General features: G+C 53.2%; 6 protein-coding genes. All 6 read left to right on the top strand.

The window, feature by feature from the left end:
- On the top strand, positions 1–6,207 hold a 6,207-nt coding region (locus HGT70_RS16220), incomplete at its 5' end, for an Ig-like domain-containing protein (protein ID WP_214196551.1).
- Between the two features lie 133 nt (positions 6,208–6,340).
- The gene (locus HGT70_RS16215) at positions 6,341–8,524 is read left to right on the top strand and encodes a type I secretion system permease/ATPase (protein ID WP_214196550.1); all 2,184 of its coding nucleotides are present in this window, start codon (positions 6,341–6,343) and stop codon (positions 8,522–8,524) included.
- Entirely contained in the window at positions 8,521–9,696 is a 1,176-nt protein-coding gene (locus HGT70_RS16210) for a beta-barrel domain-containing protein (RefSeq protein WP_214196549.1), read from the top strand. The genes HGT70_RS16215 and HGT70_RS16210 overlap by 4 nt, the downstream gene beginning before the upstream one ends.
- Before the next feature lie 192 nt (positions 9,697–9,888).
- Positions 9,889–10,599, top strand: a complete 711-nt coding sequence (locus tag HGT70_RS16205) for a 5'-nucleotidase, lipoprotein e(P4) family (protein WP_214196552.1) — start codon at positions 9,889–9,891, stop codon at positions 10,597–10,599.
- 190 nt (positions 10,600–10,789) lie between these two features.
- Complete coding sequence (locus HGT70_RS16200; RefSeq protein WP_214196548.1) at positions 10,790–12,499, top strand: ShlB/FhaC/HecB family hemolysin secretion/activation protein; 1,710 nt, start codon at positions 10,790–10,792, stop codon at positions 12,497–12,499.
- A gap of 14 nt (positions 12,500–12,513) precedes the next feature.
- Positions 12,514–19,234, top strand: a 6,721-nt coding sequence (locus tag HGT70_RS16195; RefSeq protein WP_214196547.1) for a two-partner secretion domain-containing protein, incomplete at its 3' end; no start/stop codon positions are given.

The following is a 19,234-nucleotide window of genomic DNA, read 5'->3' as shown; positions in this document are numbered from 1 at the left end:
TACGATGGCATACGCAACGTCGAGGTGAGCGTCACCACGCCAACCGGTAACAGCGCGCAAGCGGGCCGCGAGATCCTGGTCGACACCGTGGCACCGAGCCTGACCATCGATAACCTGACGCAAGACAATGTGCTGAATGCCAAAGAAGCGGGCAGCGACCAGCTGATCAGCGGCAGCAGCACGGCGCAAGCGGGCCAAGAAGTGACGGTTAGCCTGAACGGTAAGGACTATAAGACCACCGTTGATGCGCAAGGTCATTGGCAGGTCAGCGTGCCGGCAGCGGATCTGCAAGCGCTCAGCGATGGCCAAACCACCATCAGTGCAAGCGTTGCGGATAAGGCGGGCAATAGCACACATACTGACCATAATGTTCAAGTGGATCTGCAAGCGCCAGTGATCACCTTCGATAAGGTCGCCGGTGACGACATTATTAGTTTTGCAGAACATTCCCAAGCACAGATTATCAGTGGCAGTGCGACCGGTGGCGAAGCGGGTAATAACGTGGTGGTGACCCTCGCGGGTAAAACCTATACCACGGTACTGGATGCCGCAGGCAACTGGAGTGTTGGGGTACCTGCCTCGGTGATCGCCGGTTTACAAGATGGCACGGTAAGCATCACGGCCACGGTCACGGATAGTGCGGGGAACGTTGGTCAGCAAAGTCATGAAGTCGTGGTTAATTCAGCCGAAGTGGGCTTAACCATTGATACCGTGGCACAGGATGATGTGATTAATGCTACAGAGGCGGGACAAGCTCTGACGGTGCAAGGGGGCAGTACGCAGTTTGCTACGGGCACAACGGTAACGGTTACTCTTAACCAGAAACAGTACACCGCGACGATCGATGCTAAAGGGCATTGGCAGCTAGAGGTTCCGGCGGCAGATGTTGCGGCGCTGAAAGATGCCAGTAACTATCTAGTCAGCGTAGCGGCATCTGACAGTGCAGGAAATAGCGCGCAGGCCTCGCATTCAATTACGGTCGATACTACGGCACCGGTAATCAGTATTAATACTGTTGCTGGGGATGATGTGCTTAATGCAGCCGAGCAACAACAGCCGCTGGTGTTAAGTGGCAGTACTACGGCGCAGGCGGGCCAGACGGTTACGGTGACCTTAGGCAGCCATAGCTACACCACTACAGTGAAGGCTGATGGATCTTGGCAGTTATCGGTAGCGAGTGATGATTTACAAGAACTTGCTCAAGGCGTAAACCCCGTCAGCGTGTCCGTCTCGGATGTCGCCGGGAATGAAGGTCATACCTCTCATGATTTAACCGTCGATACGCAAGCACCGACCATCACTATCGATACCGTTGCAGGCGATGACATCATCAATAGCGATGAGCAGAAAGCGGGGCAAACACTCAGCGGAACCTCGACGGCGGAAGCGGGGCAGTCCGTGACCGTGACCTTTAATGGTCACAGTTACACCACCACAGTGGATAAAGAGGGTAATTGGTCGGTTAAAGTTTCGGCTCAAGACCTCGTGGGGTTACGTGATGGTGATTACACCGTTACAGCTACAGTCAGCGATAAAGCGGGTAACCCAGGCCAAGCAAGCCATACGGTAACGCTTAATGGTGACGTGCCGACGATAACCATCGATACCTTTGCAGCAGATGACGTGGTTAATGCGGCGGAACATAGCCAACCGTTGATCGTCAGTGGCACCACCACGGCACCGGCAGGCCAACACGTCTCCATTACGTTAAATGGTAAGACTTATACTGCAGTCGTTGATGATAAAGGAAATTGGCAAGCCACGATCAGTAGTAAGGATATTACTGCTCTCGCGGATGGTGAAACTTATGCCATCCAAGCACAGGTGGCTAACAGCATCGGCAACAGTGGGTCGGTCTCCCATAGCATTAACGTTGACATTACTGCGCCGAGTATGGGCATTACCATCGATGCACTGCAAGATGATACTGGGCTGAGTGCCACAGATTTCATCACTAACGATGCCAAAGTGGTTCTGAACGGTAAATTATCGGCAGCCTTGGCGGATGATGAACATGCTCAGATCAGTCTGGACGGTGGAAAAAACTGGCAGAACCTTACCGTCACGGGTAATACCTGGACGTTTAGTGATGGGCGCACCTTAGCAGACGGATCTTGGGACTATCAGGTTCGCGTTATCGATGATGCAGGCAATGTCGGTGCGACCGCAGAGCAAAAAGTGGTTATCGATACTACGGCGCCGGATGCGGCCACGATCACGATTGATGCGATCGTTCAGGATACAGGTCTGTCGGATCATGATTTCATTACCAGTGATACGCAGCTTTCCGTGACCGGAACCTTGGGCGCAGAGCTGGGCAAATATGACCATGCACAAGTCAGCATCGATGGGGGGAAAACCTGGGTGGACGTCAGCGTCAGTGGCAAAACCTGGACCTATGTCGATAGTCGCACGTTAACCGATGGGAAATATAACTATCAAGTTAGGGTGATCGATGATGCAGGCAATATCAGTGCAACGGCAAGCCAAGTGGTTACCGTCGATACCCAAGTCCCTGATAGCTCGAAAACGATCTCCATCGATAGTATCGATCAGGATACCGGGCTGCACAGTAATGACTTTATCACCAGCGATACCTCACTCACAGTGAAAGGATCGTTAGGGGCTTCGCTGTCGGCAAATGAGTACGCGCAGATCAGCCTCGATAACGGAAAAACGTGGCAGAACGTCAATGTGGTCGGTACGCAATGGAACTATACCGATAGCCGTACGTTGACTGATGGCAACTATACCTATTGGGTACGTGTCGTTGATGCTGCCGGTAACGTAGGGGCCTTTACCCATCAACAGGTGACTATCGATACCGTTGCGCCAGACGTGGCGGAGAAAGTCACGGTTGACGATATTACTGTCGACAGTGGTTTTGATGCGCATGATTATGTAACGAATCAAACCTCGTACACCTTGGAAGGTTCGTTAGGGAAAGCTTTACAAGCTAACGAATACGTTCAAGTCAGTATAGATGGGGGTAAAACCTGGACCGATGCGAGCGTTGACGGCACATCATGGCGCTATCAAGAGAGTCGCACCTTAACCGATGGTGTTTATAACTACCAAGTTCGGGTGATTGACGAAGCGGGTAATATCGGGTCGACCACGTCGCAGAAAGTCACGGTCGACACCACAGCCCCTGACTATGGCATTACTATTGATGGTATTAGCGAGGATACCGGGCAGTCTGCCAGTGATTTCATCACAATGGATCAAACCCTGACCCTGAGAGGCACCCTTGGTAGTCCATTAGCCAGTGATGAGCGAGTGCAAATTAGTCTTGATGGCGGGCAAACCTGGGTAGATACCACGGTCACCAATAAACAGTGGACCTACAGTGATAGTCGTACCCTCGCGGATGGCGATTACCAATATCAAGTCCGCATTATTGACCAAGCAGGCAATGTTGGCTCGGTCGCGCATCAAACGGTCACCGTCGATACCACCGCACCGGCGAGCCAAGGCAGTATAGTCAGTTACACCGATGATCAAGGTGAGCGTCAAGGGAACTTTGGTTCTAAGGTTGCGACCGACGATACCGCACCTGTCATTAATGGCACGCTAAGCCAAGCCGTTGGAAAAGGAGACATCGTTCAGCTATTCCGTGATGGTGTGTTAGTCGGCTTAGTGACAATGACTGATTCGACACACTGGACATATCAAGATAATGGTTTATCTGATGGTAAACACAGCTATTTTGTTCGTGTGATGGATCTCGCCGGTAACTATACCGACTCTACAAGTTTTGGCCTGAAAGTGGACACGTCTGTCCCTACCACAGTCGCGACCATCAATGCGGTAACGACTTCCGATACGACGCCTATTATCAACGGGACGGTTTCGGCCACCCTAGAGCACGGTGAATATATCCAAGTCACGGTGGGCGGAAAAACTTATACCTCCGAAGAGGGGGGAGCGGTTGTTGTCGATTATGCCCATAACACTTGGTATTTGCAGGTGCCTGACAGTAGTGCATTGGCGGTTAACAGCTACGATGTTACTGCGCAAATTAAGAGTAGTGCGGGGAATGGTAATACCACAGGGTTGGCACATGGGACCTTGGTGGTGAATACCGAAAGCGTTAATACCGACTGGGCAACGGCTGCCGGTGCAGGTAATAACTCGAGCATGCTTATTGGGACGAATAGTCAAGGGTTATGGACGATCGGCGCAAATGGCCAGATTTATAATGGCACTGACCTTTCTAGCTATGACGACAACAAATTGACTAACACCCGGGGGGCCGCGCTGGTAAATATGACGGGTGCCGATGTTAACCGTAGTGGTGTACAGACCCTCTATGGGACTGAAACAGACTATGGTAACAGTACCCAGATTACCTGGACCTTCGACGGCAGTAATTATAACGGTTCACAATTAGCGATGGGCACCACCATTTATTATGGTGGAGTCATGGCCTATGACCGGACAGGGGATGGTTATCTTGATCTCGCCTACGGTGATGCGGGGATGGACTCCTTAACCTATCTGAACAACAACAAAGGTGTGTTGAAGCCAGATGGGACCGGTGGTGAGAGTAACTTCTACGGGCAGTTTGATTCCGGCCGTGAAATTTCCGGGGTCGATCTGAACAATGACGGTACGGTGGATATTGTCCAGCACACCAACCGTAGTGGCGCTTATGCCTTGACGGTGATCACCAATAAAGGCGATGGCACCTTAGCGGTCGGTCAGGATATCAGTAACGTATTCGTCGGCAATGGTGCCAACAGTAGCAACGCTGCGTCCATGACCTGGGCCGATTTTAATGGCGATGGCTATATGGATCTGTATATCGGCAGCGGCAGTAAAGGCAATGCGGGCCAGATCTTCTATAACGACGGTAAAGGTAAACTGGCCACCACCGGCACAGCCATCGAGTCCACGGGCGCGACACAGGGCTATTTGTCGACCGCCGTCGACTGGAATGGTGACGGACAGATGGATGTGGTGAAGTTCAGCACCTACGGTGGCGCGCAAACCGCCACGCTGTTTACCAATAATAATCATGGGGCGAGTTTCACGGCCAGCAACTTGGCCAGTAAGCTGGTGAATGTGACGGGTATTGCGGCGATGGATTATGACTGGAACGGTACCCAAGACCTGCTGGTTTCTCAGCAGAACGGCAAAGTGGTATTGATCCAGAATAATAATAAGATTGCTGATGGCACGGCCATGCATTTACGCATCGTAGACAGTGAAGGGATCAATGTTTTTTATGGAAATACCGTTAATCTATACAACTCCGCTGGTAAGTTAGTGGCCTCACAAATTATCAATGCCCAGTCAGGCGTTGGTGTGAACGACACTTCAGCTTTAGTAAGTTTCTATGGCTTAAATCCTAATGATACTTATTCGGCTCAATTGGTAAAAATTACTAATGGGAAGTCGGACAATGTCACCTGGGATAATCTCGAAGCGGGTAATGGAAAAGAGAGCTATGCCTTAACGGCTGATGCGGCAACGGGCGGTCATAGCGGCACCCTGACCGGAACAGGCTATAACGACACCTTCGTCGCAGAAGAGGGAAGTTATACCTATAACGGCGGCGGTGGCTGGACGACCCGTTCTGATCACGATAGCTGGAGCACGACCGGTGGGGTCGACGTGGTGGATTATCGTAATGCCACCGCGGGAGTCAATGTCGATCTCAGTATCTCGTCGGCACAAGACACCGGCTTCAACACGTCGCGTTTAGTCAATATCGAAGGGATCAATGGCTCGGACTTCAATGATGTGATCACCGGAAGTAAAGGGGATAACCAATTCGAAGGCCGCGGCGGGAATGACACCTTTAATATCGGCAATGGCGGTCACGATACGATGTTGTATAAGTTGATCAACAGCGCTGATGCAACGGGCGGTAACGGTAGTGACGTGGTGAATGGCTTTACTGTCGGTGCCTGGGAGTCGACCGCAGATACTGATCGTATCGACTTAAGGGAGCTACTAAGCGGGTCGGGCTATAAAGGGGACGGTTCAGCCAGTTACGTTGACGGCGTGGCAACCCTTGGGGCGAGTGCCGGTAATATCACCGATTACTTGCATGTTGTTCACACTGGGAGCAACACCGAGATCCAGATCGACAGAGATGGAACGGGCAGTCAGTTTGATGCCACCACGGTAGTGACTCTTAATGGCGTGCAGACTGACTTGGCAACCTTACTGGCCAATCACCAGTTGTTAGTGGTGTAGTCGCCTCTCCCCATGGGATAACCCATGGGGACTCTTTTTCCTTTCTTACCGTCCTCGCCGACGGGGGGCTTCGTTAACTCAGGCCCCCCCGTCGGCGAGGGCAATTATTGAGTTGTTAGAGTAGGGTTTAGTTATGAAAACGCATCCGCACTATGAGCCTTGGTTGCAGGCGATGTTAAGTGTTGCAAAATTTTATCGTCTGGATTTCTCTCAAGAACATGTCCGGATGACCATCAATCATGAAAGCCAGTCCCCCGAACAGTGGGTATTGGAAGATATGGCAAAACAACTGGGTCTCAACCTGCGAACCGTGGCGGCGGACCCTCGTCTTCTCGACCCGTGGCGATTGCCCTTGGTCGTGGAATTAAGTGAACAACAAATTGCCGTTATTACCAAAATGGATGATAGCGGCTCGCTTACCTTACAATTTAGTGGCGAACAAGGCTTAGAGACCACGCTGACGCGGGAGGAACTCGCCACACGCCTCCAACGCATTATCGTATTACGACCGGCAGAATCGGTACGTGATGCGCGCGTCGATGACTATATCAAACCCTATGAAAAAAATTGGTTCTGGCAGCTGGCGCTCAAAGACTGGCGTCGCTACAGCGATATCATGATCGTTGCGCTGGTTGCGAACGTATTGGCGCTCTCAGGCATGATTTTTTCAATGCAAATCTACGATCGTGTGGTCCCCGCACAATCTGTCCCAACGCTTTGGGTACTATTTAGTGGGGTAATGATTGCCATATTATTCGAATTTACGATGCGCATGTTGCGCGTGCATATTTCGGATGTGATCGGTAAGCGCGCCGATTTACGCATTTCCGAACGAGTGTTCGCCCATGCGTTGCGCATCAAAAACGGTATGCGTTCTCGCTCGACCGGGTCATTTATCTCACAAATAAGGGAGCTGGAGTCAGTGCGTGAACTCATCACCTCGACCACCATCTCGGCCTTTTCCGATTTGCCGTTCTTCTTATTCTTCGTGGCGATCTTGTGGATGATCGGCGGACCGTTGGTATTTGTGGTGTTATTAGCCGTGCCACTGTTAGTGATACCGGGGTTATTGATTCAGATCCCCTTGGCTAAATTATCGGCAGAGGGTATGCGTGAATCGGCGATCCGTAACGCGACGTTAGTTGAAGCGGTGCAGGGCATTGAAGACATTAAACTGATGCGTGCGGAGCAGCGCTTTCAAAACCAGTGGAACAACACCAATGACGTGGCGGCGACGGTCGGCATGAAACAACGTTGGTTAACAGGGTTACTGATGACCTGGACACAAGAGGTCCAATCGATCGTCTATGCCGTGGTACTGCTGGTCGGCTGCTATTTAGTGATGAGTGGCGATATGACCACCGGGGCACTGGTGGGGACGTCTATTCTCGCGTCACGGACCATCGCGCCGCTCTCACAAATTTCTGGCGTATTATCGCGTTGGCAATCCGCCAAAGTGGCCCGTAAAGGACTCGATGATTTGATGCAGCGTCCCATCGATGACCCACTGGCCAGTAAACGGGTCCATAAATCTCATCTACAAGGCCACTACCAGCTGAAAAACGTCAGTTTTTACTATGACGAAGAAGAGAAAACAGAAGTGATAAGCTTAGCGCAACTTACCATTAAACCGGGCGAAAAAATTGCGCTACTGGGACGCAACGGGTCGGGTAAAAGTACCTTACTGCAATTGCTTGCCGCCATGCAGGAACCCCAAGTGGGCAGTATCTTGTTAGACGATATCGCGCTGGCACATCTAGATCCCGCCGATGTACGGCGTGATATGCAATTATTGACGCAGCACGCACGGCTATTTTTCGGTTCGATTCGCGACAATATTACGCTAGGTAACCCGTTGGCCAGCGACGAGGAGATCCATCATGCGCTGACGCTCAGTGGCGCGATAGATTTTGTGCGCAACCAAAAATTGGGCCTGAATGCGATGGTCAATGAAGGGGGCTTTGGCATGTCAGGAGGGCAGCGTCAGGCATTGTTATTGTCGCGCGCCATATTGACCTCGCCCGCGATTCTGTTATTGGACGAACCGACGGCTTCCTTGGATGAGATCAGTGAACAGCACTTTATCCACGCGTTACGCCAATGGCTTAACCCGACTAAAACCTTAGTGATAGCGACCCATCGATTGGCCGCACTGGAACTGGTGGACCGGATTATCGTGCTCGAAAACGGGAAGATTATCAAAGATGGCCCGCGCGATGCCATTCTCCAACAGAGCGGGTTAGCCCGTCCGGCTTCCCCGACGCGTCGTGTGACTTTGCGCAATACCCCCCCTTCAGAGCAGGAGGCGAACTCATGAGTGAGTTAGGCAAATTTAACAGCCGATTACGTGAACCGAAACTGCCGCGTTCGACTTTAGTGGCCTGGAGCCTATTTGCCTTGCTCTGTGTGTTTATCACCTGGGCAAGCTTCTTCCACCTAGATGAAGTGACGACCGGTAACGGTAAAGTGGTTCCTTCCTCGCACGAACAAGTGATTCAATCGCTAGAAGGCGGGATTATGCATAAATTATTTGTGAAGGAGGGGGATATTGTTGAGCAAGGCCAACCGCTTGCCCAATTAGATCGGACTAAAACGCAATTTAGTGTGATGGAGAGTGAGTCTAGACTGAATGCCGCGCTGGCGACGGCGGCGCGGTTGAATGCTGAAGTCAATGGCACACCGTTGACCTTTCCTCCAGAGATCGCGAATGACAGTGGTTTGATTAAACAAGAAACCGCTCTGTATGAATCTCGACGCGCCAGTTTAACCAAGGGGCTAGCAGGATTACGCGAAGGGGCTGTGTTAGTGCAACGGGAACTGACTATGACGCAGCCTTTGGTGAAACTGGGTGCGGCCAGCAACGTCGAAGTCTTACGCTTACAGCGGCAGAAGAACGATCTCGAAAGTAAGATTACCGAGATGCAAAACCAGTATTTCGTGAAAGCCCGTGAAGAGTTAGCGAAAGCCAATGAAGAAATTGAAGCGCAACGCTCGGTCACGCGTGGACGGGAAGATTCCCTCACTCGCTTAACCTTTAATGCCCCCTTACGTGGCATTGTTAAAGATATCGATGTGACCACCGTGGGCGGGGTTATTCCACCCAATGGTAAGTTGATGACCTTGGTGCCGCTTGATGATCAAATGGTCATCGAAGCGAAAATCTCTCCCCGTGATGTGGCCTTTATTCATCCAGGCCAGAAAGCGATGGTAAAAATTACCGCTTATGATTACTCGATTTTTGGCGGCTTACCGGGAGAGGTCACCATGATATCGCCCGATACGATTCAAGATGAGGTGAAACGCGATATTTTCTACTATCGGGTCTATATCCGCACGAATAGTAACCATCTGGAAAATCGCTACCACAAGCAGTTTCCGATATTCCCAGGGATGATCGCTACCGTCGATATTAAGACGGGCCATAAGACTGTGTTGCAGTATCTTATCAAGCCACTCAATAAGGCGAGAGAGGCGTTACGCGAACGCTAATACATCGCAGAGGTGGGCGTCAGCCCACCTCGCTAATTATTGTCGTGACGCTATAGCTAAGCGTTATCGTCACCTAAGTCAACTATTACGGTGGTTGTCATGGTCTTGTCATAATTGTGCCTTATTATTTTTCCCATCTCAAAACATGGAAAAATAACTGTGAAGCTACGTTCGACCCTACTCTTACTGCTGATGCCAACCCTCAGCCTCTCGGCGTATGCCGCTGAACCGGCAAGCTGCGCACCAAAATCTTATGAAATGGCGCTTAAATATCAACAACAATCTGCTGAGGTTATGGCGTTACAATTACAAACCTACCGGCTTGCAACTGAACGCTTAGCAGAAAAAATCGCCAAGCCTAGCCCTGCGACTAAGCCGGCGGTGGTACTCGACCTCGATGAAACCGTCCTTGATAATTCAGCGCTATTAGTCCGCGATATGCAGCAATGCCATGACTTTACGACCTGGGACACCTGGGGAGAGTGGGAAAAGACAGGTCGGCCTAAGCTTATACCGGGGGCGAAAGCATTTCTCGACTTTGCTAACCAGCATCAGATCAGCATCTATTATGTGTCTGATCGCAGTCAGGATAATAAATCTTATACACTCGCTACCCTTAAAGCGTTAGGGCTACCTCAAGTCAGTGCAAATAGCGTATTACTCGATACCGGCAGTAAAGTACAACGCCGCGAGGCTATTGAGAAAACGCATCAGATCATCATGTTATTTGGAGATAGTCTCGCCGACTTTGCCGGGGTATTTAAAAATCATAAACCGGCTACCGAGCAACGCCAGTTGGTGCAGGATCAGCAGAAACACTTTGGCGATGACTGGTTTATCCTACCGAATGCCTCTTATGGCTCGTGGTCAACCGCTACCCTCAATAGTTGGAACTCAGGCTAGACTACACGCTAACCATTGCTGACTTAGCTAGGTGAATAGCCTGGCTAAGCTTGAATATAATTTTCTTTGAACGATGTCTCATTATTCCTATTTAAGTGCCTAGGGTTTTGTTGATTTTTTCAGCATGACGTTATATTTTGATGATAAATTTAATATTTCCTTACGCTTTCTTACTATTGGATATTGCGGCATGCAGACAAGGACGACTCCCTCCCTCCGGCGCATTAAACTCGGGTTGCTTAGCGTCACCTTCGTCACCTCTCTGGCCGAGGCGGCACCATTTATCGATCAGCAACAACAACATATTCAGACTCAGCAATCGGCGAGAGAGTCACAACTGACACCGAGTGCCCCGGATATCTCCTTAGAAAACCCGATCCCGACCAATGTTGAAGGGCCTTTTTTATTGGAAACCCCTTGCTTTCCAATAAAAAAAGTTCATGTGACAGGAACCGATTCCTTCCCGGGATGGTTTCGTGCGCAGGCCATTGTTGATCAAGGCGTCGGCCACTGCTTAGGGGTTAAGGGGATCAATCAGCTGATGGGGCGTCTACAAAATCGTCTTATCGCCCATGGTTGGGTGACCTCGCGGGTACTGGTGCCCGCTCAAGATCTCAGCCAAGGAGAACTCACCCTATCGTTGGTCGCCGGAACGTTGGGCGAGGTACGTTATGCGCCAGGCTCCGATACGCGCGCGTTGATTGGCAATTCCGTACCTGCGACCGCCGGGAAAGTGCTCGACTTACGCGATATCGAGCAGGGACTTGAGAATCAGCAAAGGCTGCCGACGGTCGAAGACACGATGGAGATCGTACCGGGACAGCAGGCAGGCGAGAGCGATGTGGTAATCACTCGTCATCAAGCGAAAGTCTGGCGGGTCAATCTGTGGGCCGATGATTCTGGAACCAAAAGTACCGGCCGCACACAAGTCGGTGGGATGCTCGCCCTCGATAACCCCTTTGCGCTGAGCGATTTACTCTACGTCTCTGCCAGCCATGATATTGGTTTTAAAGGGCATAAACAGAGTAAAAATATTAATGGCCACTACTCCGTTCCTCTCGGCTACTGGTTGCTTGAGGTGACCGGCGGCGAATATGACTATGTCCAAAACGTGGCCGGGTATAACGGCGACATTCGTTACTCGGGTAAAAGTAAGAACCTCAATGTGGGTGTGAGTCGCGTTATTCAACGCAATGCCAGCGGTAAAACCACCTTACGCAGTAGTTTATTGATCCGTGAGTTACAAAACTATATCGACCGTAGCGAAATCGAGGTGCAACGTCGGCGAACCAGCGCTTGGCAATTAGGCCTTGACCATCGGCATTATCTCGGACCGATTACGCTAAATGGTAGCGTCAATTACCAGCACGGCACGCGCTGGTTTGGGGCGTTACCCGCTTACGAAGAGCAGTACGATGCGGGGTATCGCGCCACGGCGAAAAGTAAAATATTCACCTGGAACCTCGGGATGGATTGGCCATTTCAGGTGGCTTCTCAAAACTTCCGCTATCAAGTGACCTACCTGCGCCAGCAAAGCTCGACGCCATTGACCTCTCCCGATCAACTCGCCATCGGTAACCGCTGGACGGTTCGCGGCTTTAACGGCGAACGAACGCTCAGTGCCAGCCATGGCTGGTACGTACAGAATACCCTCGCTTGGCAGACGCCGCTCGCGAATCAAGAGCTGTATCTGGGTGCCGATTATGGAGAGGTGGGCGGGCGAAGCGATGGCTCCACTCTCTTAGGGCGACATCTCGCTGGGAGCGTCGTGGGAGTAAGGGGGGCGCTGTCGAGTGTCGGGGTAGGCTATGACCTATTTGCTGGCACGCCGCTGGCTAAGCCAAAAGGATTCAAAACTGACAGGGTAACCTTTGGGTTTAGCCTAAACTGGCAGTACTAATACAGGGACGAATCATGAACAAGCACTGTTATCGAATTATTTTTAACCGTTGTCTGCAAAGGCTGGTCGTGGTGTCGGAATTGGCACGACGCGCGGGCGGGACGAGTCGCGCCGGTCAGCCGGGGCAGCGACTGAGTATTGCCACTCTGCGTCCGCTAACCTTTGCGCTGCTCCTCGCAGGGGGAGCGCTCAGCGCCAGCGCGCAGGCGGGAGGAATTGTTGCCGATCCCGGTGCGCCACGGGGCCAACAGCCAACGGTACAACAAACCGGTAATGGATTACCGCAGGTCGATATCCGTGCACCCAATAGCCAGGGGCTATCTCACAACACTTATCGTCAATTTGACGTGGATGAACGCGGCGCGATTCTAAATAACAGCCAACATGCGACCCCGACCCAGTTAGCGGGGCAGATTGCCGGCAACCCTTGGTTAGCGAAAGGGTCGGCTAAGGTGATCCTTAACGAGGTCAACAGCGCCAATCCCAGCCAATTGCGTGGATTTGTCGAGGTCGCCGGTCATAAGGCGGATGTGATTATCGCTAACCCGGCGGGGATTAGCTGCAGTGGGTGCGGTTTTATCAACGCGGGTCGCAATACCCTAGCCGCCGGTCGAGTACGACTGGAGAATGGTCAGATCGCCGGTTACGATGTGGATCGAGGACGCATCACGATTAGCGGCGCGGGGATGAATGGCACGGGGCAAGACTATACGCGGCTTATTGCGCGAGCGGTTGAGGTCAATGGGCGCGTACAGGCCGGAGACCTAAAGGTCACTACCGGTCGTAACCAAACCGATGCCGACGGTAATGTTATTAAGGTCAAGGCCGATGATCCTGCGGGACGGCCGACCTTCGCTCTCGATACCGCCGCCTTAGCGGGGATGTATGCCAACCGTATTACGCTCGTGGGGACAGAGCAAGGGGTGGGGGTGCGTAACCGGGGAGAGATAGGCGCAGCCCAAGGCCACTTTACGCTGGATGCCAGCGGTAAGCTGACCAATAGCGGGGTGGTACAGGCCACCCAAAATATCGCCATCCATACGGCAGGCGTGGAGAACCAAGGGCAGATTGCCGCAGCAGGTAATATTACGGTTGCCAGCCAAGGCGATATCACTAATGCCGGGCAACTGCGCGCGCAAGGTGATCTGCAACTCTCTGCGAGCGGGAAATTAGTTAGTCAATCATCCTCGACGCTGATTGCCGGGCGCCATGGGACACTCCATGCAAACACTATCGACAACCAGCGCGGCAGTGCAGTGGGGGCGGGTATCGATAGCCAAGGTCAAGCCACGGCGCCGGGGCAACTGACGCTTAGCGCCGACCAACAGCTACGCAGTCACGGCACCCACCTGAGCCGTGATCAGGTAACCATAAAGGGTAAAACGGTCGATCTGAGCGATAGCCAAACGCAGGCGCAGCAGGTGGTGGTGAACGCTCAGGAGGGGGATCTCCATCTCGACCGTGCGCAGCTGGCCGCCCAGCAGGCGACGCTGACCACGCCGGGTCACCTAACGAATCGGCAGGGTAAATTGGTGGCACAGGCGCTCGACCTGACCGCCGCGGCCCGGCTGGATAACCAAGGTGGCTCGATTATTTCACAAGGCCCGCAGACGTTCAGGCTGAACAGTCAGCATATCGATAATACGCAAGGCCTTCTGGCCAGTGCGAGCGATTTACGCTTAACCAGCGGGGGCCTCGATAATCGCGGCGGACTGGTGCAAGCCGCGCATAACCTTACTCTCTCTATTCAGGATGGGACGCTCACCAATGCGCAGACCCAAGCGGAGAATCTAGGCCTGCGAGCGGGGGCGTCGCTCGACATACAGGCTAACACCCTCGATAACCATAATGGCTTAATCGCGGCCAATACGATCACCGCGACGGCAGATCAGTGGAATAACCGTCTGGGCGAGGTCATTAGCGATCACGATTTGGTCATGACCACGACACAGCTCGATAATCAGCAGGGGCTACTCAGCGCCCAAGCCGGGGCACTCACCCTGCGCACCAGCCACGATCTACACAATCAGGCGGGCACCCTGCAAAGCCAGGGTGCGCTGACGCTGACCGCCGGCGCGCTGAATAATGACCATGGCAAGATCCTCGCCGCGCAATCGGACGTTACTCTTAACGCCAGCGGCCACCTCGAAAACCAGGCCGGGCAGATTGCGGCCCGCGATCGGGTGAGTGTAACCAGTGCGAGTCTGGCTAACCAACAGGGGCGGATCACCGCCGTTCAGGGGCCGTTAATCCTAAACACCACGGGCTTGCTCGATAACCAGCGGGGGGTGCTACAAACCGGCGGTGCATTCGCCGTTACGGCAGGGCGACTCGCAAATCAAGCTGGCACCCTACAGTCGACGCAGGGCCAAGGGGTTTTACATCTTAGTGAGGGCCTAGATAACCAACAAGGGCTAATCAGTGCCGCTAGCGATCTACAGATTGACGGGGGGGCGCTTAATAACCAACAGGGCGTGCTGATCGCTAAGACCCTTGATCTGCGCACGTTAGCCTTAACGAATCAGGCGGGGTTGATCCAGGGGAGCGATCGACTTGCCATCAACACCCAGGGACAGACGCTTAGCAATCGCGATACCGATAGCGCGAGTCTTGGCCTGCGCTCTGCGGGGGAGCTAATCCTCGATAGCGGCGAGCTAGACAATGGTAACGGCGCGATTGCCGGGCGCGACCTCGCGATAAGCGCACAGCGGCTGGATAATCAACAAGGGTCTGTGCTGGCCAGCGATACCAGCCGCTTAACCCTACAAGGCTTACAGAACGGTCAAGGAGCAATACAGTCGGGGGGCGATAGCTCGGTGGATCTCGGGCAAGGTGAATTCGCTAATCAGCATGGTCAATTGCTTGCTGGGGGCAGTCTTACTCTGCAAACGGGGGTGGTGAATAATCAACAAGGGCAACTGCAAGGCGCTCAAGGACTGTCACTGACCGGCACACAACTCGACAACCAAGGCGGTAAAGTGCTGTCGGGTGCCGATCTGTCGACCGTGGTGGCTCAGGCGATTAACGATCAGGGTACGCTGTATGCCGCGGGCAATGCACAGGTTACCGCCAGCGAGTCGGTCAGTAATCAGCAGGGACTGATTAAGGCGGGAGAACAGCTCACGCTGTCCACCCAGCAACTGGATAATCAGCGAACACGCGGCAACGGGCAGGGGATTGAGGCCCAGACTCTCGCGATCACTGCGACAACCCTGAATAACCAACAAGGTAGCTTACGCGCGGGTGACTCGCTGCAGGCACGGGTAAGCGACGCCTTGGCTAACTATCAGGGGCTGATCTCCTCCCAGGGCCAGTTGACGATAGGGCAGCCGGGCAGTGGCATGAGCCTGAATAATGACCAGGGCGATATTGTCGCCAATGGTGATGCGACGCTCACGCTTGGCCACTTCACACAGGTGGGGCGGGTGACCAGTGGCAATAACCTGAGTGTAGAGGTTGGCAGCGATTTTCAACAGGATGGCCAACTGGCGGCTGGAAACGACCTGCAGCTCAATACCGCGGGCCACCAACTGAACAATAGCGGTAGCTTGAAGGCTGGACAGCATCTGACGTTGACCAGTGATCGGCTCACTAACCAGCAGACGGGCGAGATCAACTCAGGCATCACCACAATCACTAGCCATTACCTAGAAAATCAAGGCTTAGTCGACGGTGGGCAGGTGTTTCTGCACGCCGATGAGCTGCACAATCGTGGCACGGGAAGAATTTATGGTGATCAATTAGTCATTGATGCCCCGCTATTGACCAATGAGAGTCTCGATAATCACGCGGCAACTATCGCCGGACGAGAAAGTTTGCTGATCGCCACCGACCATTTGATCAACCAAGATAATAGCCTGATCTACAGTAACGGCGATCTACAGATAGGCGGTGCCTTGGCTGCCGACGGCAGCCTGACGGGGCAGGCAACACAGGTTGATAACCTCAGTGCGACCATTGAGGCGATGGGAAGCTTAGGGATCTCTGCTAAGCAGATCGAGAACCGTGATACCCATTTAACGGTTAGCGATGATCTGCAAACGGTGTCGAGCCTCAATGATCTGGTCGAGATTGAGTTTTGTACCGGACGTAAATGGACCGATGCCTGCGGTCGCACCGATGGTGTGCATTATCGGTTTGATGCCAGTATCGATAAATCCGAAGCCCGTAACTATAAAGTGGTGTTTAACTTCGATGCGCAAGGGCGTAGTTATGCACTGGATGCGCAAGGTAACCGCGTCAAATTCACCATCGATGGCAAAGAGGACTATCTCTATGTCTATCAGGATGCCAGGAATAGCATTATCTATTTCCACCAACCGGGTGTGACCGATGCCGGGCGGCGCTTTAACGTCTTCAATTTCGATCAGGTCACCAAGGCCCAAACGGTCAGCGATCAACAGAGCGCGGTACTGCGTAGTGGTGGCGATTTAGTCTTAAATAGTGACCTACATAACAAAGACAGCCAAGTCGTGGCGGGCCAGGCGTTAGTCATCAATGGCGCGGTGAATAACGAGGAAACCGAGGTTAAGCAGACCGTCGAGCAGCAAGGTGAACGACTGGCGGGCGGTCGACGTAAACAGCATAAGCAGACGCGCTACGAAGGCCCTGAAGTCTATCAACCGCCGATCAGTGAGTTAACGGTGCCGCTGCATCTCACCGTACAGCTACAAGGTCAAGGCGCGGGGACCGGGCAAACCATCGCCGCACAAGACGCGACCACCCAGGTCACGGGGGCGTCGAATTTGCTGGCCAATGTGGCCTTGGCACAGCAAGACCATCAAGCCTTAGTGACCGACGTGACCCTACCGGCTCCTGTCGATGCCTCGACACAACTGGCAGCGACCCCTTCTTCGGGGAATTGGGTCATCCGCACCACCAGTGTACCGGTGAGCTTACCCACCACGAGCCTCTACCAGCTTAATCCTGGCACCGACAGTCAGTATCTGGTTGAAACCGACCCGCAATTTACGCGGGGGAAAACCACGGTGAGTAGCAGTGATGTCTATCAAGACCAGCTTATCAAGCGATTAGGCGATGGCTATTACGAACAATCCTTGGTGCGTGAGCAGATTGTGAAAGCGACCGGACAACGGTTCTTAACGGGTTATAGCAATGATGAAGCACAATATCGTGCGCTGCTCACGAGTGGCAAAGCCTTTGCCGACCAATTTGGTATCGCGCCGGGGACGGCACTTAGTGCGGAACAGATGGCACAGATGACCAGCGATATGGTGCTGATGGTTAATGAGCGCATCACTCTCTCCGATGGGAGTACCCAGCTGGTGGCCGTGCCGAAACTCTATGCCCGAGTTGACAAGGATCAGTTAAGTGGCAAAGGTGCCTTGCTGGCGGGCAATGCCGTGCAGATCACGACTGCTCATGATCTGCTTAATAGCGGTACCATCGCTGGGCGCGGGCTGACCGCGATTTCGGCCAGCAATCTACTCAACCTAGGTGATATTAGCGGCAATACCACCCAGTTGCTGGCGAGTAACGATATTATCAACCGTGGCGGCCAGTTACTGGGAGGTGATCAACTTACCTTACAGGCGGGGCATGACATCCTTAGCCAAACCGAGAGCTTCCAACGCGGCAGTGAGGCATGGACTGGACGCCAAGCCGGGATAGCGGTAACGGGCCAACAGGGGCAGTTAACGCTGCAAGCCGGACACGACATCCAGCTTACCGCTAGCGCCCTCAGTAATCAGGGAAGCGACAGCACGACGCGCTTGATTGCCGGTCACGACCTTACTCTTGATACGGTAAAACAGAGCCACGCGACGGACTATACTCGCGGTAAAAAAGATTATGACCGTAGCCTAGAGACCCACGACCAAGGCTCCATCATTAATGCCGGTGGCAGCTTAACGATGCAAGCCGGGAACGATATGACCTTGCGCGCCGCAGAAGTGACGGCAGGGGGCGACGCGACACTGACAGCGGGTCACGATCTGACGCTACTCAGTGGTGAGAATAGCTGGGATCAGTCGACCTATATGAAAACCAAAAAGCGTCACGGTTTGTCGAAAACCACGACGGAGGTCGCCACCAGTACCCATCAGATCAGCGCGGTAAGCAGCTCAGTGTCTGGCGACCAAGTCACGCTCCTCGCGGGTCATGATCTGCGTTCAGAAGCCGGGAATATTGTGGGCGATAACGCCGTCAAGCTACTGGCGGGCCATGATGTCGTGATCACCACGGCCGAAGAGTCCGATCACTCAACCAGTATGACCAAGAAGAAGAAGTCGGGGTTAAGTGGCACGGGGGGGATCGGCTTCACCGTCGGCACCTCATCACAAAAAAGGGACCAAGACGACCGCAGTAATGTACAAAAAGGCAGCGTGGTTGGTAGCAGCCAAGGTAACGTCACGGTGACCGCCGGTAACCAGGTGACCCTGCATGGCAGCGATCTGTTGGCAGGCCAAGATATGGCGATTAGCGGTAAGCGTATCGATGTTAGCGCGGCAGAAAATAGCCATACCGCCCTCACCAAAACCGAACAGAAGTCGAGTGGCCTGACCCTCGCGCTTAGCGGCGTGGTGGGGAGTGGCTTAAACACCGCAACTCAGCAGGCCCATTCGGCGGCTAAGGAAGACAATGGACGGCTCGCGGCATTAAAAGCGACCCAATCAGTATTAACCGGTTACAGCGCTAAACTCGCCAACGACCCACATACTACGCAGCCAACGTCACAAGACGCGATGGGGGTTAACCTCTCCTATGGTAACCAAC

Origin of the sequence: Rosenbergiella collisarenosi (genome assembly GCF_018494085.1) — a bacterium.
Lineage (GTDB): Bacteria > Pseudomonadota > Gammaproteobacteria > Enterobacterales > Enterobacteriaceae > Rosenbergiella > Rosenbergiella collisarenosi.
Note: the sequence above shows the minus strand (reverse complement) of the source record. Positions and strands in the feature narration are given on the sequence as shown.